Raw genomic sequence first — 24,761 nt, forward strand, 5'->3', positions numbered from 1 at the left:
CCGGGCCACCACGCGCGCTCGGGGGCACGGCCCACCGGATCGGCGGAAAGAAGTCCGCCCGCTTTGACGAGCGACAGCCCCCAGGGCCTCCAGCCCTTGATCGGAAACGGCTTCGCCGGCACCGCCCGTAGACTTGAGGAACTGTGCCCGAGAACCACGCTCCCACCACCGAAGCCACCGCCCCCGAGGCCCTTGAGGTCCCCGAGGCCCTTGAGGCCTCCGAGGCCCTTGAGGCCTCCGAGCCTCTTGAGGCCCGCGCGGCGGTACCGGCCCCTGCCGTCCCCGCCCCCGCCCGTGCCCGCCGGGAGCCGATGTTCCCCGACGGCCCGGCGCCGGACCCCGCGGGCTCGCACCACGAGCGCCGCATCCGGTCCTTCCAGCCGCGTCGCAGCCGGGTCACGACCGGACAGGGCGAGGCGCTGCGCCGGCTGTGGCCGAAGTGGGGCCTCGACATCGACGGCCTGAGCAAGCTGGACCTCGGTGAGCTGTTCGGCGACCCGCGGCTGCCGGTCGTCCTGGAGATCGGCTTCGGCATGGGCGAGGCCACGGCCAAGATGGCGGCGGCCGACCCCGGCACCGGCATCCTCGCCTGCGACGTCCACACCCCGGGCCAGGGCAACCTGCTCAACCTGGCCGAGCAGAACGGCCTGGACAACGTCCGGGTGGCCAACGGCGACGCGATCATCCTGCTCCGCGAGATGCTCGTCCCGGACGCCCTCGCCGGCCTGCGCGTCTACTTCCCGGACCCGTGGCCCAAGAAGCGTCACCACAAGCGCCGGCTGATCCAGCCGGAGTTCCTGGCGCTCGCCGCGACGCGCATCGCGCCGGGCGGCCTGCTGCACTGCGCGACGGACTGGGAGCCGTACGCGGAGCAGATGCTGGAGGTTCTCACGGCCAGCCCGGACTTCGAGAACACCCAGCCCGACGGCGGCTACGCCCCGCGCCCGGAGTTCCGTCCGCTGACCCGCTTCGAGGGCCAGGGCCTGGACAAGGGCCACGTGGTCCACGACCTGCTGTTCCGCCGCCGCGCGGCGTAACGCGCGGCACGTTCCGAGGGGCGGGTTCCAAGGGGCGAGAAAACCGTCACTGCGCTCTCCGCCCCTTGGTTAGGGTCGGGGCGTGCATGAGCCACCACCTCACCCTCAGCAGCAGCCGTACGCGCTCCCCCTCCCCCCGGCCGCCGGGCACTACGCCCCCCGCCGGGCGCTGTGGGACACCCTCTGGGACAACAAGGCCGTGCGGATCGGAGCGGTGTTCCTGCTCCTCGCGCTCTGCGGCCTGATCATCCTTGCGCTGGTGCGCGAACAGACGGGCACCGAGGGCTTCCTGGTGGGGCTGGGCCTGGCGGTACTGCCGGTGCCGCTGCTCATAGCCGCGTTCCGCTGGATGGACCGCGTCGAGCCGAAGCCGTGGAAGAGCCTGATATTCGCCTTCGCGTGGGGCGCGTGCGCGGCGACGCTGGTGGCCATCCTGGCGAACGGCTACGCCACCAAGTGGCTGCTGACGACGGTCGCGGGCGCGCAGCGCGAGGACGCGGCGGGCTGGGGCGCGACGTTCGTGGCGCCGGTGGTGGAGGAGAGCGCGAAGGCAGCGGCGATCCTCCTCCTCTACCTCTTCAGGAGGCGGGACTTCAACGGCATAGTCGATGGCGTCGTGGTCGCCGGGATCACCGCCACGGGCTTCGCCTTCACCGAGAACATCCTCTACCTCGGCAACGCCTTCGCCAACGACCAGAGCTTCGGCTACGAGGGCCTGCGCTCGACGACCGCCGCTACGTTCTTCGTCCGGGTGCTGATGTCGCCGTTCGCGCATCCGCTCTTCACGTCGATGACGGGCCTGGGCTTCGGCCTGGCAGCCACGCTGCCGCAGCACCGCCGCCTCCTCCGTTGGCTCGTCCCGGTGGGCGCCCTCCTGACGGCGATGCTCCTGCACGGCCTGTGGAACGGCTCGGCGACCCTGCCGGGCGCGGGCTTCCTGGCCGTCTACGCCCTCTTCATGGTGCCGGTCTTCGCCCTGCTGACGTGGCTGACCCTCTGGTCCCGCCAGAACGAGCTCCGCACGATCCAGACCCACCTCCCCGCCTACCAGTCCGCCGGCTGGCTCACCCCACCCGAACCCCACGCCCTCTCCTCCATGCGCGCGCGAGGCATAGCCCGAGACCTGGCCCGCCGCCACGGCGGCCCAACGGCGGCCCGAATCGTCGCGGAATACATCTCCTACGCCACGTCCCTTGCCTTCCTCCGCCACCGAGCCCTCCGAGGCACCCCGGACCCCGCTTTCGGGGCCCGGGAGGCGGAACTCCTCCACCACTTGTGGCAACGCCGGGAGGTGGCCCAGCCGGCGCTGGCGAGCGCGGTGGCGGGGGTGGCGTCCGCGCGACCACCGTTCGCGGCTGGCGCGGGGTCGCCCTACGGCACCCCACCCCAGGGCTGGTCCCCACCGGTACCGGGCGTCCCGACACAGGGCTGGGGCGCACCCACGCCCCCAGCCACAAGCCCGGCGTGGGGGCAGGGACCGGGGCAGCACCGCTAAGGGGGCACGGGAGGGCGGCTCGCCCTCCCGTGTAACAGCACAGACCTCAACGCCGGGGCCCAGACCATGAGGGCCAGCGCTGTCACGAAGCCTTCACCCCACTGCAGGATCGTTTCTCTCAGTCGACCAGTCCCCAGGCAGCAGCCAGCGGCGAGCCTGTCCAGCCTCCCGGAGTCCTCCAGACCGAGGCGATCTTCAGCTCTTCCAAATAGGGCATGTATCCCTCGATGTCCTCGCTGAACAGCGCGAGGAGGTGCGGCTTCGACGACGGCTGGTACCAGAAGTGGCTGTACTCAAGGAGCTGCCCCACCGCCCCGCGCACGGCGGAGGTCGGATTGTGCCCGCTTATGGTCTTGGCTTCCACCAACCACTCCGCTCCATCCCGGCGGAGGACCAGGTCCCTGGGGTGCTGCTCCTTCGTGATCGGCACGAACCCGCGTTCTTCGATGTAGTGCCCAAACTGCTCGACCAGCACCTCGTGGCTACGCGACTTGGTGATCGTCCGCTCAGCGATGTGGGCGACGTAGTCGGTACCGTCCTTGGGTTGGAAGCCCTCGAGACCCTTGTACTCGGTGTGCTTCGTTGGCACGTAACCCGCCGTAAATCCTTCAGGCGCAGGCTCAACCGAGACACCCGGCTCGACACGAGCCGCCAACCGCAGGATCTCAGCAGCGTGCCAAAGGTCTTGACGCAGGACACCCTCGGGCGGCAAAGAGCCGATCTCGTAGCATCGCGCAACAACACTGCCTGCCTCGTAGGCTCGCGGCCGATCCACCGTGCTGTTGAACGACGGGCTGTTCGCCCAATCAGCTACGAGCTCCGACGGGAGCCCACTGAACAGCGTCGCGCCTCGAGCACTAAGGAAGTCGCGGAGCTTCTGGCCGTCACCGTATTCGTCCGCAAGCCGCGTTACGCCCTGTTGAAGCGTTAGCGTCACGGACTTGAGGTCAGCAGCGAAGATATAGGCGAGATAGAGGCCCTCTTTCGGGTCTCGAGTGATGTCTGGATGAAAGACACCGATCCAGGGCGTGTGCGCGGCGGTGCCCTGTCCCCCATAGCCCTTCGCCTCGAAGCCACCCGGGACGGCCTGCCGAACCAGGGAAGACACCTCCCGCAGGAGGTCCTGGGCGTGGACCCCGCCCCCAGTTCCTAGGTGTTGCTCGTAGGTCGCAGCTATCTCTCCGAGCAAATCACGGATATCCATGACCGGACACTACCTAGAAGTGATCAACATGCGTCACATCTAGATCGTTTTCAGACAAGCCTGGTTGTGGAAACCTCGCGCGCCCGACGTGCCGCCTCCGCCCGCTGTCACACCCCGCTGGTAGAACATCCCCATCAGTTGGGGAGACGAGGGGGCCATCAATGAGCGAGCGCTTCAGCAGCCAAGCAACGCCGGTACCAGGCTTGTACGAGGAACTGATCACCTCGCGCCTCGAAGGGCATCTACAGAAGCTCGAAGCAAACGGCTGGAAGCCCACAGCCCAGCCGGTTGGTGAGCACTCCTCTCCCCACGTTTTGGCCCGCCACATCGCCCAGACCGTCCATCGCATCCTTGCTTCGCTGCCCGCGTCCGAACAGGTCCTGGCTGCCAACCACATCCTCGAGTCCATGAGCAGCCTCGATGGAGCCAAGCAGTGGATCGAGGTTGTGGCGGATGGGCCACGCCAGCTGCTCGCCATCGCTGAGCAGGAAGCACCCGACGCCTACAGCATCCGTCCTGCCACGCCCCTGTCAGACACGGCACTGCTCACCAACTCCCCCGAAGACCCTAACCTCGGCTACGAACTACGAGCCGAGCTCGCCACTGCAGACCGCATTGACCTGCTCTGCGCGTTCGTGAAGTGGCATGGTCTGCGCGTGCTTGAAGACTCCCTCAAGGGAGCGGCTGCCCGTGGCGTGCCCATCCGCGTCATCACCACCACTTACATAGGGGCCACCGAGCGAAAAGCGCTAGACCGACTGGTCAAGGACTTCAACGCAGAGGTCAAGGTCAACTACGAGCTGCGGTCCACTCGTTTGCATGCGAAGGCCTGGCTCATCCGCCGCCACAGCGGCTACGACACCGCCTACGTGGGCAGCTCCAATCTCTCGCGGGCTGCTCTCCTCGACGGTCTGGAGTGGAACGTTCGCCTGTCGTCTGTAGCGACTCCTGCGGTTCTCAAGAAGTTCGAGGCCACCTTCGATGCGTACTGGAGCGACGCAGCGTTCGAGTCGTACGACCCCGAGAAGGACGGCGACCGGCTTGACGAAGCACTCCTACAAGCGGGCGGTAAGGGGGGAGGCGGCAGGCCTACCATCAGCCTCTCGGGGCTTGAAGTGCGCCCGTACCCCCACCAGAAGGACATGCTGGAACAGCTCCAGGTTGAGCGCGATATCCACGGCCGTCATCGCAACCTCCTCGTCGCAGCGACGGGTACCGGCAAGACCGTGATGGCAGCCCTCGACTACCGAGCGCTGCGGGCGAAGCTCCAAAACCGCGACCTCAAGCTTCTCTTTGTCGCCCACCGCAAAGAGATCCTTAAGCAGTCCATGCTCACGTACCAGCACGTGCTGAACGACGCGAACTTCGGTGAACTGCTGGTCGGCGGCGAGGTTCCGGAGGGCTGGACGCATGTCTTCGCTAGCGTCCAGTCCCTGAACGCTCGCTCGCTTGAGCGCTTTGCCCCTGATCACTTCGACATGATCGTCATTGATGAGTTCCACCACGGCGTCTCACCGACCTACCGGCGCATCATTGATCACTTCAAGCCGGCCGAGCTCCTTGGTCTGACTGCCACACCTGAGCGCATGGACGGGCAGAACGTCCAAGATGAGTTCTTCGACGGTCGTATCGCCGCCGAGATGCGTCTATGGGAAGCGCTGGAGAACGATCTCCTCAGCCCCTTCCACTACTTCGGGATCGCTGACAGCGTGGACCTGGAGGGCCTGACGTGGAAGCGCGGCGCGTATGACACTGGTGAGCTGGACAAGCTGTTCACTGGGAACCACGCCCGGGCACGCCTGGTCGTCAAAGCCGTGCAGGACAAGGTGACCGATCCTGGCGCCATGCGGGCTCTGGGCTTCTGCGTATCCGTCGCGCACGCCCGCTTCATGGCTGAGTTCTTTCAACAGGCCGGGCTCAACGCCATGGCCCTCGACGCCTCCACTCCCGCGGCAGAGCGCGCACAAGCCCTAACTGATCTGCGCGAGGGAAAAATCCAGGTCCTCTTCTCTGTCGACCTGTTCAACGAGGGGCTGGACATCCCAGACGTGGACACGCTTCTTCTGCTCCGGCCGACCTCCAGCGCCACTGTCTTCCTTCAGCAGCTCGGTCGCGGTCTTCGGCGTACCCCTGACAAGGCTGTGCTCACTGTCCTGGACTTCATCGGGCAGCATCGCAAGGAGTTCCGCTTCGAGGAACAGTTCCGAGCGCTCACTAACCTCACCCGCAAGCGCCTGGTCGACAACATGGAGCAGGACTTTCCGCTGCTCCCGTCCGGGTGCCAGATTGTGCTCGACAAGAAGTCGAAGAAGCGGATTCTCGAAAACATCAAGAACCAGATCGGGGTCAATGTCACACAGCTGACGCGCGAGGTCGCCGCCTACGCAGAACCGAGGATCTCTGACTATCTCCGTGAGAGCCGGCGGGAGCTTAAGGAGCTCTACCGCGCCAATAACTCCTGGACGCGCCTGCTGCGCCGGGCCCATCTTCTTCCCGAGGCTGGGCCGAATGGCGAGGAGGCCCTGCTCAAGCGCATCTCTGCCTTCCTTCACGTCGATGATCCTGCTCGTGTAGTTGCATACAGTCGCATGCTGGAGGACGAAGCTCCGGCGTACGACACCCTTGACCAGGTGGGCCAGGCATACGCCCGGATGCTCTTCTTCTCCTTGTGGCCGCTTGGTGGGAGCTTCGCCTCGTACGACGAGGGCTTCCAGGCGCTGGCCAAGCAGGTCGACTTCCGCAGCGAACTCCGACAGGTGCTGAGCCACAACCTGGCCCACACGGAACACCTGCCCGTGCAGCTGGTGGGAGCACATGCAGGCATCCCACTCACCGTCCACGCCTCGTACAGCAGGGAAGAGATCCTGCCTGCGCTCGGCCAAGCGAGTGTCGGCGGGTTCCTTCCCGGGCACTTCCGTGAGGGGTGAAATGGTGTGAGAGTGCCAAGATCGATGCGCTTCTCATCACCCTTGAAAAGGACGAGAAGGATTTCTCCCCGGAGACCCGGTACAAGGACTACGCACGGAGCCCGGAGCTCTTCCACTGGGAATCTCAGAACCAGACCTCCAGCACCTCACCCACGGGCGTGCGCTACCAGAATCACAAGGAGAACGGCTCGGACGTCTTCTTGTTCGTGCGCCGGTACAAGAAGAACGACATAGGTGGTGCTCAGCCGTGGATGTTGCTGGGGCCAGCCGAGTACGTCTCACACGAGGGCAGTAACCCCATGGGCATCATCTGGAAGCTCAAGCACGAGATGCCGGCTGATGTGTGGACGTACTCCGCCATTGCCGCCAGCTGAGCTACGAGGCGGCCCTCGTCACCGCTGCCTCGAAGCGCTTCTGCGCTCGGTCCAGGGCGGTGTCCGGGGCTGTGCCCTGGGCCTGTAGCCAGTGGAGGAGGTCGGCGATCAGCGCGGTCGCGGCTTCCTCCGCCACCAGGCGCACGGCGGGTGAGCTGGCTCTGCTCAGTGCCGGTAGCCGGCCGTAGACGGTGAGCAGAGCCTCGGTGTGCAGCATGCGCGGGGACGTCGGCTGGGGCTCGGGCGCCGGAAGTAGTCCGGTTGAGAGCTCGCACCAGGCCGTCTTGCCGTAGGCGCGAGGGATCACGCCCCAACGGCTGGCCACGCCGACGACCATGCGCAGGCCCCGCCCGCTCTCCTGCTCCGGACTGGTGCGAACGAGGGCCGGGACTCCGTGTGGGTCGGGGTCACGAACCTCGATCCGCACGTGGGTGTCGAGCATGGAGAGCTTCACCCAGGTCGGCGTCTTGGTTCCCACATGGATGATGACGTTGGTGATGAGCTCCGTCGTACACAGTTGCGCTGAGTCCACCAGATCCGGCAGCCCCCAGCGTCTCAGAGTCGTTGCCACGCCTTTTCGCAGGTGAGTGAGCCTCTCCGGCACAGCCAGGAAGGGGACTTCCCAGACCTGCGGCACGGCGAACTGTGGCCTGTTCATGCGATCGGCCCTCCGAAGCGACGAGGTGAGCACGGTGTGCGATCAGCGTGTGATTTGAGAGTGGCAGGCTCAATCCCAAAATGGAACTCTCAGATTGGAAGGGCGGTTGCACTCCCAACTGCGCGCGCCCCGGGCGCACTCCCTTGCGCTCGGCATGATGCTCGCTGCACGCTCGGGCCGATCTACAACGGAGGGCTCTGACCATGGCAGTGGGACCAACAACCCGACGTCGCCAGCTGGGTGCGGATCTACGCCGCCTCCGCGAGCGCAAGGGCTTCACGCTCGAAGAAGCCGGAGCGCTCGTTGGCATCTCCAAGGCCACCTTGAGCCGGTACGAAACCAAGGAAGGCTCGGTCAAATGGCCGACCGTGGACGCGCTGTGCCGCGAGTACAGCGCGTCGGACGACGAGCGGAAAGCCCTCGTCGAGCTGGCCAAAGGGGCCAAGATTCAAGGCTGGTGGCGTTCGCTGGCCGATCCGATCCCCGACTCCATGAACCTCATGCTGACCCTCGAGGACGAAGTGGTGCGGGAGGACCACTACGCCTGTATGTACGTACCCGGCCTCCTGCAGACACGTTCGTACGCCGAGGCGGTCCATCGCGCTTCAGAGGTGCGTTACAGCGAGCAAGAAGTGGCACACATGGCCGATATCCGCATGAGGCGACAAGAGTTGCTGCGTCGCGCCGACCCGCCGCTGATCCACGCAGTGATCGATGAGGCGGTGATCCGACGCGCTGTCGGCGGCAAGGACAACATGTGCGAGCAGCTTCGCCACCTGCGAGCCTGCGCCGACTTGCCGCACGTCACCGTACAGATCCTTCCCTTCGCCACGGGTGCGCACGCTCCGGCCGTAACCAGCTTCGTGATCCTGGGCGGCTCTCACCCGACGCTCGATGTCGCGTACCTGGACATCCTCGGGGGTGGCTTGTTCATGGAGAAGCCACAAGAGCTCGAACGCTATAAGTTGGCGTTCGAATACCTGTGTGCGCACGCGATGGACGCCGAAGCATCAGCGGCCACCATCGAACGGGCCAGCAAGGAGCTTTGATGGAAGACGGCATACGCCCTGGGGCAGCCGGCCTTCGTTGGATGAAGTCCTCATACAGTGGCGGCTACGGGACCGAGTGCGTGGAGGCTGCCTTCACGGTGGACGGCAGCTTCGTCCGCGACTCCCTGAACGCCAGCGGCCACGTGATCAGGCTTACGCACGCGGCGTGGACACACATGGTCACGGCGATACGGGATGGCAAGCTCCGCTGAGCGCCCGGAGCTCGGGTTTCGGGGAGTGAGTGGTTTCCGGGGTCGACGGCGTGCAGGCGGTTTGGGTGGGTGGCCGGGGCTCGAGATTCGGGGGTCGGGATTCGAGCGCTTTCTTTGAGGAATGGGTGGTGGGTGTAACCCACCCACCCTCCCAAGTCGCGCCTAAGCACACGTGGATGACTTTCCGCAACCGAGTCGCCACGCCTCGCTGTCGCCGTGTAGCGTCGCCACAAACAAGCAACCCCGGCCGGTGCGCCAACACCAAAGCCGGGGTCTGTCCACCTTGATCAAAGGCAGTGATCTTGTGGCTTACGCCCACTCTACTCCCGTCCCCATGGCCGCGTCCGGCTTCGGTAAGCGTTCCGCGCCCGATCAAGCCCCTCGTACACGGGATGATTTCGCGCATCTCCCTGTCCGTGAAGCCGCCATCGCCTCCCACATCGACCGGCTTCCCGACGGTGCCGCCGTCGACATCAAGACCCTCGCCAAAGAGATCCCCGCCTACGGGCAGCAGGCCGTGCAGACCGCCCTCAACAACCTCTCCGACGCCGGTCACCTGCGGCGCATCCGGGAGACCGGCGGCGAAGGCCGTACCCAGTGGGTGACCCGTTCGTACTTCTCCCGCACCGCTCGCGACGATGCCTGGTGGGAGGCGTTCCTCGGCGAGGGGGGCGATGCCTCTGCTCCGGCCTCGGCCCCAGCCCCCGCTCGTTCCGTCGCCTACGAGGCCCTTGTCCGCCTCGGTCGTACCGAGCCGCGGCTCAGTCTTTCCGCCGCCGAGTGCTCCGCCCTCGAAGGGCTCGCCTACGAATGGCTCCGGCGCGGTGTCGCGCCGGATGATCTCGTGCGGACTCTCGCCGCCGGGCTTCCGGGCGTCGTTCACCACCCCGGGGCCTTCACCCGTACGAGGCTCACCGAGAAGATGCCGCCCGAGGCCCCCAGCGCGTCCGAGCCGCCGCCGTCCCGCCGTCGTGTCATGGAGTGCACCGGATGCGGCGTGCCGGGGCGGCCCGAGGCGCTGCCCGGTGGTCTGTGCCGGGGTTGTCGGGGCGACGGCCCGGGCCTGGAGCCGACCGGTCCAGCGGACGTCAATGTGCGCGCGTACGTGTCGGAGCTTCGGGCCCTGGCTCGTACCAGCCGTTAGGGGTCCCATGTACGCAGAGCGTGTGTCCCGGGTACCGGGCGCCGTCGTGTGGACGCGGGGCTCGGGGGGCGGCGACGGCGGCACCGTGTTGCCCGACGGGTGTATGGATCTGCTGTGGACCGAGGGCAGGCTTCTCGTCGCCGGGCCCGATACCCGTGCTTACCGGCCTGGCCTCGGCGCTCAGGGGCCTTGGGTGGGCGTCCGGTTCTTTCCCGGGACCGCTCCCGGGCTGCTTGGTGTGCCCGCTCATGAGCTGCGGGATCGACGGGTGAAGCTTGCCGATCTTCGGCCCCGTGGCGAAGTGCGTCGGTTCACGGAACGCGTCGACGCGGCGGGCGATCCTGCCGTCGCCCTTGAGGAATTGGCGTTGCGACTTGCGGCCGACGCCCCGCCTCCCGACCCGCTCCTGCGGGCTGTCGTGGCATCCCTCGTGGCCGGCCGGTCCGTCGCGGCTACCGCCGAATCCGTGGGGCTTGGCGCGCGGCAGTTGCATCGCCGCGCCCTGACCGCCTTTGGCTACGGGCCCAAGACGCTGGCCCGGGTTCTACGGCTGCAGCGTGCTCTCGCCCTCGTCCGCGCCGGCGTGCCCTTCGCGGAGACCGCCGCCCTGGCCGGCTTCGCGGACCAGGCTCATCTGGCTCGTGACGTTCGGGAGTTCACCGGAGAGTCGCTGAGCGGGCTGGTGCGGCGGTGACTCACGTCAGAGGTGCGAAGAGGTCTACGCCGTTGCCGTCCGGGTCGTGCACCACGGCGTACCGCTGGCCCCAGATGGCGTCCCACGGCTTCAGCTCACCGTGGTACCCGGCCGCGATCAGGTCCTCGTACGTCGCGTCCACGTGCTCTGGGCTCGCGCAGCGGAAGGCCAGGCCCAGTCGGCCGCTGCCGCCCGTCGGTGGGCGCCACGTCGGGTGGAAGGAGCGGACGGTGCTCTCGGGGTCGAGGAGGAGGCGCAGCCCGCCCGGTAGGTCCGCCTCTACGTGTGGCTGGTCCTCCGAGCCTTCGGGGAACTCGATCCCTAGGCGTCGGTAGAAGGCGAGCGACGCTGCCAAGTCGGAGACGACGAGGCCGATGGAGTGGAAGTGGGGTGCCGGTGTCGGGCTCATGTGCGGGAGAGTAGGCAGGGCGCGGGTGCCCGGTCTTGAAGGAATCGGACGACCCCGCCCTGCCAGGCCCCCGGGCCTCAGTACGTCGGGTACGTCGGGTACGCCTGGACGTGCTTCGGGCTGGGCCCGTACTCGTTGGGCTCCGGCTTGGTGTCGAGGCACATGAACACCAGCAGGACGATCCAGCCCACGACCGGGATCAGGCCGAACAGAATCCACCACGCCGAACGATCGGTGTCGTGGAGGCGGCGGACGGTGGCGGCGAGCGAGGGGAGGAACACGGCCACGACGTACACGGTCCCGATGAGGGAGCCCGTGCCGAACACGGCGTCGGCGATGGCCAGCACGATGCTGATGACCGTGCTGATCAGGGTGAACATCCAGTACTCCTGGCGGCGCGCCCGGCCGCTGAACACCGCGTATTTCTTGAGTACGGCTATGTACCAGTCCACTGGGTCTCCCAAAAGCAAAAGGCCCCGAAGAGCCCGGTTTCTGTAGGTAAAGGCGAGGTAAAAACTACACTATGTGGGGGATTTGCGACACTCTCCGCAGTCCCGTCAGCCCCGCACCCCGTTGTCAGTGGTCACCGCTAGGTTCAGGCACATGAGTTCGGGACTGAGTGTGTATCTGCTGGACCCGGCCAGGACCCGCGCCCTGGTCGGCTCGCGTGACGAGCAGTTGCTGGAGGTCATCCGCGGCAACTTCGCCGAGGATCTGGCGCGCGCCGACGACTGGTTCTCGCACGCGATAGAGGACGGCGCGCCCACGGCGTACGAGGCGTTGGAAGCCGTCGTCAACGGCGGACCGTTCAGCGAGGACGGCGAGCACGCCTTCCAGTACGGATACGCGTACAAGCGGCTCTGCGACCTCACCGGTTCCTTCCTCGACAACTCCTCCTTCTGCCCCTTCCGGGGCAGTTGGCTGTCGGTGGTCGACGAGGGGCTGCGAGCCCTCGGGATCACGGCGGTTTCCGTGGAGGAGTTCAGCTACAGCGACTTCCCCGATCCCCTGCCGCGGCCGTACGAGGCGCCGGGGTGCGGTGAGTGGAGCCCGGAGCAGTGCGCCAAGGCTCTTGAGCAGTTCGAGGAGACCAAGCGGAAGGGGCACGCCCCGCCGCTGGAGCCCGAGGTCGTCGAAGCGGTCATGGACGTCATCGGGTGGCTGGGCCACGCCGCGGCCCGGCCGGGGTTCGGGATCATCGGGTTCCGGTCCTAGCCCGCCAGTCCGCTATGCGTCCCTCGCCGCCTCTCCCTCCACGATCGACAGGACCGTTCCCGTCGGGATGATCCGGGAGAGGTGAAGGCCCGCTTCCGCGAACAGGTCCCTGAATTCCCGCTCCGTGCGTTCGCGGCCCACCAGCGACGCCATCATCATCAGGTCCAGCGTCTTGCCCTGGTGAGGGTTGTTGTCCTGCGGGATCACCGCGTCGATGACCAGGACCCGGCCGCCCGGGCGCATGGCCTCGCGGCAGTTGCGGAGGATCGTGCGGGACTGGGCGTCGTCCCAGTCGTGGAGGATGCGCTTGAGGAGGTAGATGTCGCCGGGTGGGGCCGAGGTGAAGAAGTCGCCTTCGGCCGTGGTCCAACGGCCTGCCAGGTCCAGGGTGTTCAGGCGGTGGCCGGCCAGGACGTGGGGCTGGTCGTAGAGGATGCCCTGGAGGGTGGGACGGTCGCCCAGGATGGACAGCAGGAGGCCGCCGTGGCCGCCGCCCACGTCCACCACCGTGGCCCCGGGCGGGAACGAGTACGCGTCGGCGATGGGCTGGTTCTCCGCGTCGGACATGGACGCCATGCCGTCGTGGAAGATCGCCGCCGTCTCCGCGTCCCGCTCGAAGTGGTCGAAGAACGGTGCGCCGAAGATGTCCTCGAAGGCCGATGCGCCCTGCTCCACGCATCTGGTCATCTCGCCGGCCGGCAGCCAGAACGTGCGGTCCGTGATCATCAGGACCGCCGAGCGGACCGACACGGGGGCGTCCGAACGTAGTGCGTCCCCCGTCTCCGTCAGGCGGAAGCGGCCCTCCCCGTCCTCCTCGAACAAGCCCCGCGTGGCCAGGAGGCGCAGGACCCGGTGGAGGCTGCGGGGGTCCGTGCCCGTCGCCTTCGCCAGCTCCGACGGGGTGCGGGGGCCGTCCGTCAGGTGGTCCGCCACGCCCACGGCGGCTGCCACGCGCAGCGCCGCCGGGTAGAGGAAGCCCAGGGCCTCGTCGATGATTCGAGCCGCGTCCTTACGAGCGTCTTTGGTCACTCGGTGATTCATGCCCAGGGCGGCGGACGAATCCTCTTCCCCCAGCGTTAGCTTTAGGACGAGATCCCTTGATACGGAGGTTGTTGCTGTGGCAGTTCCTACGTCCCTGGTCGCCGCCGGTGGTCTCATCGGCGGTTACGGCATCGCACGGTGGACCAAGCAGCGGCCCCTCGGCGGAGTGGCCCTCGCCGCCGCCGGTGCTCTCGCCGCCAAGCAGTGGAAGGACACCGTCGGCGCGCCTGCCGCCGCCGGGCTCAGCGGGCTCTACGTCGCCGCCTTCGCCGGGTCGCACCCGCTCGCCAAGAAGGTCGGGGCCTGGCCTTCCGTGTTCGGTGTCGCCGGAGCCGTTGCCCTTGCCTCCTGGGCCGTGGAGCGGGGTCGCAGCCGCTGAGCGCCCGGTTGTAAGCGTGCCCCGCCACTGCTGGCCGGTGGGGGCTGGGCGCGCAGTTCCCCGCGCCCCTTCGCGCGCTCAGCTGAAGTCCAGCTCGCCCGTCCTCGTGCGCTTCAGTTCGAAGAACTTCGGGTAGCCGGCCAGCAGGCGGATGCCGTCGAAGATCCGTACCGCGTCCTCGCCCCGCGGGATCGCCGTCAGCACCGGGCCGAAGAAGGCCACGCCGTCGACGTGGAGAGTAGGAGTGCCCACCTCCTCGCCCACCGGGTCCATGCCCTCGTGGTGGCTCTTGCGCAGCGCCTCGTCGTACTTCGTCGTGTACGCCGCGTCCGCCAGCTCCTCCGGGAGGCCGACCTCGGCGAGGGCCTCGCGGATCAGCTCGTCGGTGGCCTCCCGGTCGGCGTTGTGGATGCGGGTGCCCAGCGCTGTGTAGAGGTCCCGGAGCACGTGCTCGCCGTGCTCCTGGGCCGCCGCCGTGCAGACCCGGACCGGGCCCCAGCCGGTGTCCAGGAGGCGGCGGTAGCGCTCGGGGAGGTCCTCGCGGCCCTCGTTGAGCACCGACAGGCTCATGACGCGGAAGCGCAGGTCGAGATCGCGGTGCTGGTCGACCTCCGTGATCCAGCGGGACGTGATCCAGGCGAAGGGGCAGATCGGGTCGAAGTAGAAGTCCACCTTGTTTGTCATGACCACGAGCCTATGCGGCCGTTGTCCCATCGGACTGGTCCATTCGGGGCCCGTGGTCATGGGCCAATCACCCCGCGATCAAGCGGCCGACGCCTCCGTCAGCCTCGCCAGCTCCGCGTCCGTGAGCTTCAGGTCCGCCACCGCCAGCAGCGCCGGCAGTTGCTCGACCGTACGGGCGCTGGCCAGCGGCGTCGCCACCGTCGGCTGGGCCGCGAGCCAGGCCAGGGCCACGGTCGCGAGCTCGGCGTCGTGGGCGGCGGCCACCTCGTCGAGGGCGGCCAGCACGCGCGCGCCCCGCTCCGTCTCCAGGTAGTGCGCCGCGCCGCCCGCACGCGCGCTGTCCACCGTCGTCCCCGGACGGTACTTGCCGGTCAGGAAGCCCGAGGCCAGCGCGAAGTACGGGACGGCGGCCAGGCCGTGCTCGGCGGCCACGGAGGCGAGTTCGCCCTCGTAGGTGTCGCGCGAGACCAGGTTGTAGTGGGGCTGGATCGCCACGTACTTGGCCACCCCGGCGGCGTCGGAGAATTCCAGGGACGCGCGCAGGCGCTCCGGCGAGATGTTGGAGGCCGCGATCTCGCGGACCTTGCCCTCCTTCACCAGGCCGTCCAGCGTCGTGATGATGTCCTCGACGGCGACCGACTCGTCGTCCACGTGGGTGTAGTAGAGGTCGATGTAGTCCGTGCGGAGGCGGCGCAGCGACGCCTCGACGTCGGCCTTGATCGTCGCGGGGGCGAGGCCGCGGTGCTCGGGCACGCCATTGCCCACCTTGGTAGCGACGACGATCGCGTCACGGTTGCCGCGCTCCGCGAGCCAGTTCCCGATGACGGTCTCGGACTCGCCGCCCTGGTTGCCGGGCACCCAGGCGGAGTAGACGTCCGCCGTGTCGATGAAGTTGCCGCCCGCCTCGGCGTAGGCGTCGAGGACGGCGAAGGACTGCTTCTCGTCGGCCGTCCAGCCGAAGACGTTGCCGCCCAGGTTCAGGGGATGGACGGAGAGACTGCCGATATTCCTGCGATGCGTGTTGTCAGCCATGCGATGGTTCAACTCCCCTGCCGGGCCCGTTATTCCGCGGGCGCCGGTGCCGGCAGGGGATCGGGAGGGGGGTGGACGGAAAGAGGTGCCGCGATGTCCTCCAGCGAGCGGCCCTCCGCCCGCACCGCCAGGAACGCGGCCACCACTCCGCCCACGCACATCAGCGCCGCGCCGAGGCAGAAGGCCACGACCGTGTCGGCGACGACGCCGCTCTGGGTGAGGGCCGAGAAGAGGAGCGGGCCGCTGATGCCGCCCGCCGCCGTGCCCACCGCGTAGAAGAAGGCGATGGCCATGGCCCGGGTCTCCATCGGGAAGATCTCGGAGACGGTGAGGTACGCGCTGCTGGCACCCGCCGAGGCGAAGAAGAGGACCACCGCCCAGCAGGCGGTGAGCGTGATGGCGTTCAGATGCCCGGCGCCGAACAGCCAGGCGGTGCCGAACAGCAGGACCCCGGCCAGGAGGTACGTCGACGAGATCATGATGCGTCGGCCCAGGGTGTCGAAGAGCTTCCCGAGGAAGAGCGGGCCGAGGAAGTTGCCCACCGCTATGACCGCGAAGAAATAGCCGGTGCGGGAGGTGGAGACGCCGAAGAAACGCGTGAGGATGGCGCCGAAACCGAAGGTGATCGCGTTGTAGAGGAACGCCTGGCCGATGAAGAGGGCGAGCCCCAGAATGGCCCGGCGCCGGTAGTCGGAGAAGACCGTGCGGGCGATGTCGCGGAATCCGAAGCTCTCGCGCTGACGGATGGCGAAACGCCCTTTGGCCGGCGGGAGGGCGACGCCCTTCTCGGCGATGACGCGCTTCTCGATCGACGTGACGAGCCGTTCGGCCTCCTCCGCCCTGCCGTGGATGAACAGCCAGCGCGGACTCTCGGGCACATGGCGGCGGACGAGCAGGATGACCAGCCCCAGGACGACGCCCAGCCCGAAGGTCAGCCGCCAGCCGACGGCCTTGGCGAAGATGCTGGTGTCGAGCATCAGGATCGACAGCAACGAACCCGCGATGGCGCCGAGCCAGAAGCTGCCGTTGATGATGAGGTCGACACGGCCGCGATAGACGGCCGGGATCAGCTCGTCGATGGCCGAGTTGATCGCCGCGTACTCACCGCCGATGCCGAAACCCGTCACGAAGCGGAAGGTGAAGAACCACCAGGACGAATACGAGAACGCGGTCAGGGCCGTCGCGGCCAGATAGACCGCGAGCGTGACCATGAAGAGCCTTTTACGGCCGAAGAGATCGGTCAGCCGGCCGAAGAAGAGCGCACCGGAACAGGCTCCCGCCACATACAGCGCGGCCGCCACTCCCGTCACTCCGCCGGATGTGATCGGCAGACCGCTGCCCTGCTCGGAGAGCCGGCCGGCGATATTGCCGACGACCGTGACCTCCAGGCCGTCCAGGACCCAGACCGTGCCGAGGCCGATCACCACGGTCCAATGCCACCGGGACCAGGGCAGCCGGTCCAGGCGGGCGGGCACGGACGTGGTGATCGTCGCGGTGGTCGTCACGTCATCTGATTTCCCGATCGCTCACAGAACATTCCCGGGATATCCGATATCGAGTGGTTCGGGGGGCGCTATGACCTGATTGCCCTGCCCGGCTTGCCGACCGGGCGGCCGATGGCTCCGATGCGCCCGCTACGGCTCCAGGCCCCTGCCGCGCAGCCACGACAGCGGGTCCACCGGCGCGCCGCCGCCCGGCCGTACCTCGAGGTGGAGGTGCGGGCCGGTGACATTGCCGGTCGCGCCGACCCGGCCGATGACCGTGCCCGTGCCGACCTTGCCGGACGTGACCACCATCGACGACAGGTGGCAGTACCAGACCTCGGTACCGTCGTCGAGCGTCAGCACGACGCGGTAGCCGTACGCGCCCGCCCACCCCGCCTGGGTGACGGTGCCCCCGCCGACAGCCTTCACCGGGGTGCCCGTGGGGGCGGCGAAGTCCTCGCCGGTGTGGTTCGCGGACCACATGTTTCCCGCCTGGCCGAAGCCGGCGGTGAGGGTGTAGGAGGCCACGGGGAGGGTGAAGGTCCCGCCGGCCGCGCGGTGGGCGGAACGTTCCGCGGCACCCGACGAGCCACCCGACGAGCCGCTCGCGTGCCGCTCCGGGGTGCCGGCCGAACCGTCCGTCGCCGCGCCCCCGCCCGCCGCCTCCCGTGCCTCCCGTGCCTCCCGCTGCGCTGCCTCGTACGTCGCCGCCTTCGCGTCCGCCGCCTCGCGCTCGGCCGCCTCGCGCTCCGCCGCGGCCTTCTCCGCCGCCGCCTTGCGGTGCTGCTCCGCGGCGGCCTGTGCCACGCGTGCCTGTGCCTCGGCCTCGGCGGCGTTCTGCTGGTTCTCGGCCTGCTGGAGGATGCGGGCCCGCAGCACCTCGCCGGCGTCGGCGGTGTCCCGCACGGTGCGTACCGTCTCGACGGGGGCCTGCTGGGCCTCGGCGGCCCGCCGGGCGCCCTGCTCGTGGCCGTCGGCCATGAGCGAGCCGACGACCGGAATGCTCTGGGTCAGGTCCGGCATGGATATGGGAGCCTGCGGGCGGTCCTGGGCGCTGGCCATGCCGCCCGCGCCGACCGCCGCGATCATTCCGGCGCCGAGGACCGCTCCGCTCCGGGCCATCGTGCCGCCGCGCGGCTTGACGACGCGGTGTCTGCCGCGCACGGGCGCCGCCGGGTGGTCCTCGCCGGGTGCCCACTCGCCTGCGGCCTGCGCGGTGAAGTCCTGGTGAGCCGGTTCCGGTTCGTAAGGGGGGATGTAGGCGGGAACGAACGGAGGGTCGTACGAACTGCCGTCGGACTCGGAGCTGTCGGACCTGTTGGACGCCACTGGGGCGACTCCTTTCCTTCCTGGTCGCCTACCGGGTTTGCGTGGGGGTCCCTCCCAGGCCGTTCAGGCTCTGGGGGAGGGTTCGGAGGAGGAAGGTCTCCTACGGGCCGGCGTACGGGCCCGATTCACCCCAAATGATGGTTCCCCGGTTCCACCCACGGGATTCGGCGAAGGCGCACGGCACCGCCCTTGCGGCGGTGGCAACGACCGCGCTGCGTTATCGAACGTTAATAGACAGGGCGGCTGGAATCCAAGCCGAAAGGGTGAAGCGGGCAGGCGCGTTGGGGCACTTTATAAGGCGCTTACTTCTGAGCGTTCGTCAGTCGTTATGGACCTGAGGAGATCGCAGGCGCACGGTACGGCCGGTGACCTGGGGACGTTTGTGGGTGATGGGCGCGGTACGGAGCCGGCCGTCGATCCGCCGGATGGCGAGCAGGGCCATGTCGTCGTCCGTGCGCCCGCCCGCGTGCCGGGCCACGTCCGCCGTGAGGGAGTCCAGCAGGGCGTCGGGGCTGCGGAACTGCTTGCCGCGCAGCCGCGGCCGGGGGTCGTAGAACGTCCCGGTCGCGTCCCTGGCCTCGGTGACCCCGTCGGTGAACAGCAGCAGCGTCGACCCCACCGGGAACTCCCACTGCTCCACCCGGTCCGGCCATACGCCCAGATCCCCCATCCCCAGCGGCAGGGCGGGCGCCCGGGGGTGGGTGTCGCCGACGGTGCCGTCGGAATGGAGCAGCAGCGGGGGCGGATGGCCGCGGTTGACGATGCGCAGGGCGCCCGCGCCCGGGGGGACCTCGGCCAGGACGGCGGTGGTGAACCCCTCGGCCTGATCGACGTTCGCGCGCCGTGCGCCCTCCCGCTGCAGCGCGCGCTCCAGCCGCGCCGCCAGCCCCTCCAGCGTGCGCTCCTGCTCCGCCGCCTCCCGGAACGCGCCGATCAGGATCGCGACGGCCTCCACCGCGCCCAGCCCCTTGCCCCGGACGTCGCCGACGATGACGCGGACGCCGTACGGGGTGTCCTGCACCGCGTAGAGATCACCGCCGATCCTCGCGTCGGCCTGCGCGGCGACATAGCGCGCGGCCACCCGGAGCCCGCCGATCCGGGCCGGGGGCGTGGGCAGCACGGCCCGCTGGGCTGCCTCCGCGACGCTCCGCACCGACGCCAGCCGGCGATTGCCGCGGCATACGACGCGGTTGATGCCGACGGCGAGCGCGCCGACGGTCACGACGGTGACGACCTCGGTCACCGACTCGCCCACCTCCGGCGCCTGCCGGGCGAGGGAGAGGGTGACGATCGCCGCCAGGGCCGCCACCGCCGCCAGCAGGGTGGCGGACAGGGAGAGGAGCGAGGCGGCGACGAGGGGCGCGGAGACGAAGAAGGGGGCGGAGGAGTACTTGGGGGGCGTGAGGACGTCGAAGACGATGCCGCCGATGATCACGGCGGCGGGGAGGCAGCGGGCCAGGACGACAGGCGCCCACCCGGGGAACGGCTCGCAGAGCGGATCCGGTCCGGGCGGCGGCCCGTCTCGCTTCCCCACCGTGTGTTCTCCTGACCGGCCGACGTCCCTTGCTCCGTACCACCCTCACGTCCGGCGCGCGGGCGGGCGAACGGGGGTGAGCCGTTCGGGGACGTGAAGGGGGCGTGGGGAGACGTTCGGGACGTCGGCGTCAGGACTTCAAGGCTTCAGGACCTCAAGGCTTCAGGGCCTCAGGGCCTCAGAACCTCAGGGCCTCAGAACCTCAACGCGTCAGGACGCGGCGGGACGGCGGCCACCGCCACCGCCGCCGCTCCGGCGCCGGCCGCCACCGGCGGCGTTGCCCGGGCGGGTGCCGCCCGAACGGCGCGAGCCGTCACCGCCGTTGCCGCCGAAACCGCGGAACGGACGGCCGCCGCCGTTGCCGGCACCCATGCCCGAACCGGCGCCGTTGCCGGCACCCGAGCCGGAACGGGAGCGGGAGCGGGAACCGCGCGAGCGCGACGGCTTGGTGCCCTGGCCGGCCTGCGGCTGGGCCGGGGCCGGCGCCGCGATGACGACCGGGACGCCGCTGGGCTCGCGGGCACCGGTGATCCGCGCGAGCTCGGGGTCGCTCGGGTAGGTCTTGATGACGTTCGGAGTGATCTGCGCCGTGGTCATCATGCGGCTCATCTCGCGCCGCTGCTCGGGCAGGACGAACGTGACGACCGTGCCGGACTCGCCCGCACGGGCGGTGCGGCCACCGCGGTGGAGGTAGTCCTTGTGGTCGACCGGCGGGTCGATGTTGACGACGAGGTCGAGCCCGTCGATGTGGATGCCGCGCGCGGCGACGTTCGTCGCGATCAGGGCGGTGACCTGGTCGGTCCGGAACTGGTCCAGCACCCGGTTGCGCTGCGGCTGGCTCTTGCCGCCGTGCAGCGCGGCGGCCCGGACGCCCTCGGACAGCAGCTTCTTCACCAGCCGGTCGGCGCCGCGCTTGGTGTCCACGAACATGATCACGCGACCCTCGCGGGCCGCGACCCGCGCGACGGCGTCCTTCTTGTCCTGGTCGGTGACGTGGAACAGGTGGTGCTCCATGGTCACCACGGCGCCCACCGAGGCGTCGACGGAGTGGGTCACCGGGTCGGTGAGGAAGCGGCGGACGAGCCGGTCGACGTTGCGGTCCAGGGTCGCGGAGAAGAGCATCCGCTGACCGCCCGGGGCGACCTGCTCGAGCAGCTTGGTGACCTGCGGCAGGAAGCCCATGTCGGCCATCTGGTCGGCCTCGTCGAGGACCGTGATCGCCACGTCGCGGAGCGCGCAGTCACCGCGCTGGATGAGGTCCGCGAGCCGTCCCGGCGTCGCGACGAGCACCTCGGCACCCCGGGCGAGGGTCTGGGCCTGGCGGCCGATGGACATGCCGCCGACGACCGTGGCCATCCGCAGGTTGACGGCGGTCGCGTACGGGGTGAGGGAGTCGGTGACCTGCTGGGCCAGCTCCCGCGTCGGGACGAGGACGAGCGCGAGCGGCCGCTTCGCCTCGGCGCGCCGACCCGCCGTACGGGCGAGCAGCGCCAGGCCGAAGGCGAGGGTCTTGCCGGAGCCCGTGCGGCCGCGGCCGAGGACGTCACGGCCGGCCAGCGAGTTGGGGAGGGTCGCCGCCTGGATCGGGAAGGGCGCGGTGACGCCCTCGCGGGTCAGCGTGGAGAGCAGGCCGCCGGGCATGTCCAGCTCGGCGAAGGAGTCGACGGCCGGCAGGGCCGGCGTCGTGGCGGCCGGCGTCTCGAACTCACCCTGGAGAGGGGCGGCGGGACGACGGGCGGGCTGCCGTCCGCCACGGGAACGGGCGTCCGTGGAGCGGTTGGCGCTCGTGGGGCGGTTGGCTCCGGTGGAGCGGCCGGCTCCCGAGGAGCGGGCGGGGCGTGCGGAACGAGTCATTCGGGGGACCTTCCCTCAGTGGGGTGGCACGCCCGGTTTCGGGAGACTCGTATCGCGGGCAGCCCTGGACGGACGTTCCTGCGTGAGCCCTGGGCGCGCTTGCGCTGGGCGGCAAAAGGCCCGCACCCAGTGGTGCGGGCCCTCGCCGTGCGGTGTCGCGTCACGCGTCGACGCGTCACGCGGGGCCGGACGAATCCGGCCGTTCGTCAGATGTTGACGATGTTCTCGGCCTGCAGGCCCTTCTGGCCCTGCGTGACGTCGAAGGAGACCTTCTGGCCCTCGAACAGCTCACGGAAGCCGTTGGAGGCGATGTTCGAGTAGTGGGCGAAGACGTCGGGGCCGCCGCCGTCCTGCTCAATGAAGCCGAAGCCCTTTTCCGAGTTGAACCACTTCACGGTTCCAGTAGCCATGTCCGTCTCCTTCATCATTCGGGTGGGCCCCGGACCGGACATAGACCGGCGAAAACAAAAATGCGCCTTCGGCTACATAACCGTCAGGCGCACACGAGTTCATGGGTACCACAACTGCAACGCGCCCAACCATACCACGTGGTCCCGTTTCGTGTTGATCATGGTCGGCCGCCCCCACCCCCGGCTCCGCCCGCCGCGCCTATAACTCCACGCCCTGCGCCCTGGCATGGCGGTCGGCGGCCACCTCGGCCTCCGCCTCATCGAGATACACCTCACACACGAGCCGGCCGTCGGCCGTCATGTTGTGCTCCAGCTCCCAGAGGCTGACCTCGCCGCCGCCCTCCAGCAGGAACGCGTGCTCGTAGAACCGGCACCAGGTGGCGTCGCGGCCCGTGCCCCGGCGCCTGGGCTTGGTGATCAGCGCGATGTGGTGGCCGAGCGCCCCCTGGAGCAGCTCGCGAACGACCTCGCCCGGCCCGTCCGCGTTCTCCGCGCGGCGCAGCAGCCTGCGGGCGTGATCGGGCGAGGCCTCGGCGACGTACTCCCGGCGGGGCCTCGTCGGGCCCATCGCGAGCAGCAGCTCCTCCGCCAGCCAGGCGGGCAGCTCCTCGGACTCGCTCCCCGGCCCGATGCCCCCGCCGCCGATCCGGTCGTGCACCCGGCGCTCGGCGGCGTCGAGCGCGCCGTCGTCGGTGTAGAGCTCGTAGAGGTAGCGCTCCTGGGGCCCCGTGTCGTGCTCCAGCTCGTAGAGGACGAGGCTGCTGCCGTCGGCGAGGAGGAAGACGTGCCGGTAGGTGTTGCACCGCAGGGGGCGCCGGCCGTCGTTGCGCTGGCGGTACGAGCGGAGCTCGGTCTGGTGCATCAGCGCGGTGCGCAGCCGGTCCAGGAGCGGCTCGCCGATCTCGAAGCCGTTCTGGGCCCGTTCCAGCAGCTCCGCCACCTGCTCGGCGGGCGTCGGCTCGGAGCCGGCGGAGCCGTCCGGCTCGCCGCGCCGCCCGCTCTCGCCCTCGCCCCCGCCCACTCGCGTCTGCGCCATGCCCGTCGCCTCCCGACCTTCGCCACACCGGTACTGCCCACCCCGCGCACTTACCGTAGCGGCGCGAACACATCCAGGGGGCGGGGTTTTGGCGAAGTCGCTCGCGCGACGCCGCTCGCGCTGGCGTTCGCCACACTCCACGGGTGCGGGCGCTTCGGCTGCGGGCCGCCTCTGGCTGGTCGCGCAGTTCCTCGCGCCCCTTACGGGGCCTTACGGCCGCCCAGCCACCAGCCCGCCAGCCCCGCCGCCGACAGCAGGACGCCCGCTCCTACGAAGGCCCCGGCGGGGGCCGCGTCCACGACGGGTGGCAGGAGGAGGAGGCCGGCCAGTCCGGCCGACCGGGTGACCGTCTGGTCGACGGTCAGGAGCCGGAGGCGCTCCGCCGGGGCGAAGCGGGTCAGGTGGGCGCGCAAGGTCACCGCGCAGACGGGGAAGAGGAGGCCGGAGAGGACGCAGAGGGTGATCACGACCGCCATGGAGTCCGCCACGCCCAGCCCGGCCAGCGCGCATCCGGACAGCGCCCAGGCGAGGCAGTACGTGCGGATCCAGGACTCGCCGGGGCCGGAGGAGCCGCTGCCGGCCGGCCGGCCGGCGAGCTGGCCGGTGAGCAGGTTCCCCGCGAGTCCGCCGGCGGCCGTGGCGGCGAGGGCCAGGCCGTATCCGGTGGCGCCCTGGCCGAAGCGGGAGACGAGCAGCGGGGGCAGGCCGACGGTCGAGACCGCCGCGGTGAACAGGGCCACGCCGTGCACGGCCACCGCGATCGCGATCCGCGGGTGGCGGTGGAGAAGGGACCGGGCGGGTACGCCCGCCGTAGCCCGCACGGGGCCGGTGGGCGGCTCCCCGCCCACGGGGCTCGCCGTGCGGCGGCCGAGCCAGCCCAGGGCCAGGGCGGAGACGACGAAGGTGCAGCCGTCGACGGCGAACAGTTCGATCTCGGACACGAGCAGCAGGAGGACTCCGACGCTCCCCTGCCCGACGACCCCCGCGATTCTCGACGTGAGGTCGAACAGGCCGCTGACCAGCGGGAGCTCCTCGACCGGCACCAGCTGGGGGACGAGCGCCCCGAAGTTGGGGTCGAAGACCGCGCTGAGCGTGCCGAGGAGCAGGACGAGCGTCAGCGTGATCAGGAAGCCGGTCGTGTCCGGCGACCAGAACAGCGGCACGGCCAGGGCGACGGCGGCGCGGCCCGCGTCCAGCCAGGCCAGGGAGCGCCAGCGGGAGAAGCGGGCCATCAGGTAGCCGGCACCGCCGAGGGCTATGTAGGGGAGCGATTCGACGGCGGCCACCAGGCCCGTCCGGGAGGACGAGCCCGTCGCCTCGTACACGACCCACATCGCGGCCAGCCCGTAGAGCCGGTCCCCCAGCACGGACAGGGTCATCGACAGCCACAGCACCCGCACGGATCGGCAGCGCAACAGACGTATGTGCTTCATCGCCTATGCCTCTGGCCCATGTCCCATGGCGCGTTACCTCCGGCACATCCGCTTCCGGTGGCGGCACACAGTAGGGCGACTGTCCAGAGCGCCTCCCGGGCATTAGCCGTCAAACCCGGACCAGCCC

The 24,761-nt window shown here is 69.4% G+C and carries 22 protein-coding genes, 1 pseudogene and 1 riboswitch; of the genes and pseudogenes, 9 read left to right on the forward strand and 14 right to left on the reverse strand.

Translation table 11 applies throughout. The features are described 5' to 3' along the window. The first annotated feature begins 143 nt into the window (after positions 1-143). Both trmB and EKH77_RS14835 read left to right on the forward strand, forming a co-directional pair. Positions 144-1,037: a tRNA (guanosine(46)-N7)-methyltransferase TrmB gene (trmB, locus tag EKH77_RS14830; protein WP_126914851.1), complete on the forward strand. Its 894-nt coding sequence runs from the start codon at positions 144-146 to the stop codon at positions 1,035-1,037. A gap of 82 nt (positions 1,038-1,119) precedes the next feature. Next, complete coding sequence (locus EKH77_RS14835) at positions 1,120-2,532, forward strand: PrsW family intramembrane metalloprotease (RefSeq protein WP_126914852.1); 1,413 nt, start codon at positions 1,120-1,122, stop codon at positions 2,530-2,532. A gap of 118 nt (positions 2,533-2,650) precedes the next feature. Here EKH77_RS14835 and EKH77_RS14840 read toward each other — a convergent pair whose 3' ends face one another. Then, the gene (locus tag EKH77_RS14840) at positions 2,651-3,736 is read right to left on the reverse strand and encodes an MrcB family domain-containing protein (RefSeq protein ID WP_126914853.1); all 1,086 of its coding nucleotides are present in this window, start codon (positions 3,734-3,736) and stop codon (positions 2,651-2,653) included. Between the two features lie 161 nt (positions 3,737-3,897). Here EKH77_RS14840 and EKH77_RS14845 point away from each other — a divergent pair. Then, positions 3,898-7,037 (forward strand): annotated as a pseudogene (locus EKH77_RS14845) (DUF3427 domain-containing protein). A 1-nt stretch (position 7,038) separates the two neighbouring features. On the opposite strand, the gene EKH77_RS14850 reads toward EKH77_RS14845, so the two are convergent. Next, entirely contained in the window at positions 7,039-7,695 is a 657-nt protein-coding gene (locus tag EKH77_RS14850) for an ATP-binding protein (RefSeq protein ID WP_126914854.1), read from the reverse strand. A 203-nt stretch (positions 7,696-7,898) separates the two neighbouring features. Between EKH77_RS14850 and EKH77_RS14855 the strand changes: the two genes are divergently transcribed. From EKH77_RS14855 to EKH77_RS14870, 4 genes are all read left to right on the forward strand, one after another. Then, positions 7,899-8,744, forward strand: a complete 846-nt coding sequence (locus EKH77_RS14855; RefSeq protein ID WP_126914855.1) for a helix-turn-helix domain-containing protein — start codon at positions 7,899-7,901, stop codon at positions 8,742-8,744. 41 nt (positions 8,745-8,785) lie between these two features. Further along, the gene (locus EKH77_RS14860; RefSeq protein ID WP_240667356.1) at positions 8,786-8,956 is read left to right on the forward strand and encodes a DUF397 domain-containing protein; all 171 of its coding nucleotides are present in this window, start codon (positions 8,786-8,788) and stop codon (positions 8,954-8,956) included. Between the two features lie 334 nt (positions 8,957-9,290). Then, positions 9,291-10,100 (forward strand): hypothetical protein, encoded by an 810-nt coding sequence (locus EKH77_RS14865; RefSeq protein WP_126914857.1) that lies wholly within the window; start codon positions 9,291-9,293, stop codon positions 10,098-10,100. A gap of 7 nt (positions 10,101-10,107) precedes the next feature. Further along, positions 10,108-10,794 carry a helix-turn-helix domain-containing protein gene (locus tag EKH77_RS14870; RefSeq protein WP_126914858.1) on the forward strand — a complete coding sequence of 229 codons (687 nt, stop codon included), beginning with the start codon at positions 10,108-10,110 and terminating at the stop codon, positions 10,792-10,794. 1 nt (position 10,795) lies between these two features. Here EKH77_RS14870 and EKH77_RS14875 read toward each other — a convergent pair whose 3' ends face one another. Then, on the reverse strand, positions 10,796-11,203 hold the full coding sequence (locus tag EKH77_RS14875; RefSeq protein WP_126914859.1) for a VOC family protein: 408 nt from the start codon (positions 11,201-11,203) through the stop codon (positions 10,796-10,798). 77 nt (positions 11,204-11,280) lie between these two features. Then, positions 11,281-11,655, reverse strand: coding sequence for a DUF805 domain-containing protein (locus EKH77_RS14880; protein ID WP_126914860.1), 375 nt, complete (start codon positions 11,653-11,655; stop codon positions 11,281-11,283). 151 nt (positions 11,656-11,806) lie between these two features. On the opposite strand from EKH77_RS14880, the gene EKH77_RS14885 reads away from it, so the two are divergent. After that, on the forward strand, positions 11,807-12,418 hold the full coding sequence (locus EKH77_RS14885; RefSeq protein ID WP_126914861.1) for a DUF7691 family protein: 612 nt from the start codon (positions 11,807-11,809) through the stop codon (positions 12,416-12,418). 12 nt (positions 12,419-12,430) lie between these two features. On the opposite strand, the gene EKH77_RS14890 is transcribed toward EKH77_RS14885, so the two are convergent. Then, complete coding sequence (locus EKH77_RS14890; protein WP_240667357.1) at positions 12,431-13,447, reverse strand: methyltransferase; 1,017 nt, start codon at positions 13,445-13,447, stop codon at positions 12,431-12,433. A gap of 88 nt (positions 13,448-13,535) precedes the next feature. Here EKH77_RS14890 and EKH77_RS14895 point away from each other — a divergent pair, with 88 nt between their 5' ends. Next, on the forward strand, positions 13,536-13,838 hold the full coding sequence (locus EKH77_RS14895; protein ID WP_240667358.1) for a hypothetical protein: 303 nt from the start codon (positions 13,536-13,538) through the stop codon (positions 13,836-13,838). A 78-nt stretch (positions 13,839-13,916) separates the two neighbouring features. On the opposite strand, the gene EKH77_RS14900 is transcribed toward EKH77_RS14895, so the two are convergent. The 9 genes from EKH77_RS14900 to EKH77_RS14940 all read right to left on the reverse strand — a co-directional run bounded on the left by EKH77_RS14900 (position 13,917) and on the right by EKH77_RS14940 (position 24,634). Next, on the reverse strand, positions 13,917-14,522 hold the full coding sequence (locus EKH77_RS14900; protein ID WP_126914863.1) for a disulfide bond formation protein DsbA: 606 nt from the start codon (positions 14,520-14,522) through the stop codon (positions 13,917-13,919). Positions 14,523-14,600: 78 nt separating this feature from the next. Next, a complete protein-coding gene (locus EKH77_RS14905) occupies positions 14,601-15,554 on the reverse strand; it encodes an aldo/keto reductase (RefSeq protein WP_126914864.1) in 954 nt (317 codons plus the stop codon). A gap of 29 nt (positions 15,555-15,583) precedes the next feature. Further along, positions 15,584-17,059 (reverse strand): MFS transporter, encoded by a 1,476-nt coding sequence (locus EKH77_RS14910; protein WP_346429057.1) that lies wholly within the window; start codon positions 17,057-17,059, stop codon positions 15,584-15,586. Positions 17,060-17,188: 129 nt separating this feature from the next. Further along, positions 17,189-18,367, reverse strand: a complete 1,179-nt coding sequence (locus EKH77_RS14915) for a M23 family metallopeptidase (RefSeq protein ID WP_240667359.1) — start codon at positions 18,365-18,367, stop codon at positions 17,189-17,191. 10 nt (positions 18,368-18,377) lie between these two features. Beyond that, positions 18,378-18,547: riboswitch (cyclic di-AMP (ydaO/yuaA leader) on the reverse strand. A 139-nt stretch (positions 18,548-18,686) separates the two neighbouring features. Then, positions 18,687-19,901, reverse strand: a complete 1,215-nt coding sequence (locus EKH77_RS14920) for a PP2C family protein-serine/threonine phosphatase (protein WP_240667360.1) — start codon at positions 19,899-19,901, stop codon at positions 18,687-18,689. Positions 19,902-20,111: 210 nt separating this feature from the next. Then, positions 20,112-21,755 carry a DEAD/DEAH box helicase gene (locus EKH77_RS14925; protein ID WP_126914866.1) on the reverse strand — a complete coding sequence of 548 codons (1,644 nt, stop codon included), beginning with the start codon at positions 21,753-21,755 and terminating at the stop codon, positions 20,112-20,114. Between the two features lie 206 nt (positions 21,756-21,961). After that, positions 21,962-22,165: a cold-shock protein gene (locus EKH77_RS14930; protein ID WP_086571010.1), complete on the reverse strand. Its 204-nt coding sequence runs from the start codon at positions 22,163-22,165 to the stop codon at positions 21,962-21,964. 199 nt (positions 22,166-22,364) lie between these two features. After that, positions 22,365-23,201, reverse strand: coding sequence for a DUF6227 family protein (locus EKH77_RS14935; RefSeq protein WP_229820759.1), 837 nt, complete (start codon positions 23,199-23,201; stop codon positions 22,365-22,367). Positions 23,202-23,401: 200 nt separating this feature from the next. Further along, positions 23,402-24,634 (reverse strand): MFS transporter, encoded by a 1,233-nt coding sequence (locus EKH77_RS14940; RefSeq protein ID WP_126914867.1) that lies wholly within the window; start codon positions 24,632-24,634, stop codon positions 23,402-23,404. Positions 24,635-24,761 lie beyond the last annotated feature (127 nt).

It is taken from the genome of Streptomyces luteoverticillatus, from assembly GCF_003970715.1.
GTDB classification, from domain to species: domain Bacteria; phylum Actinomycetota; class Actinomycetes; order Streptomycetales; family Streptomycetaceae; genus Streptomyces; species Streptomyces abikoensis.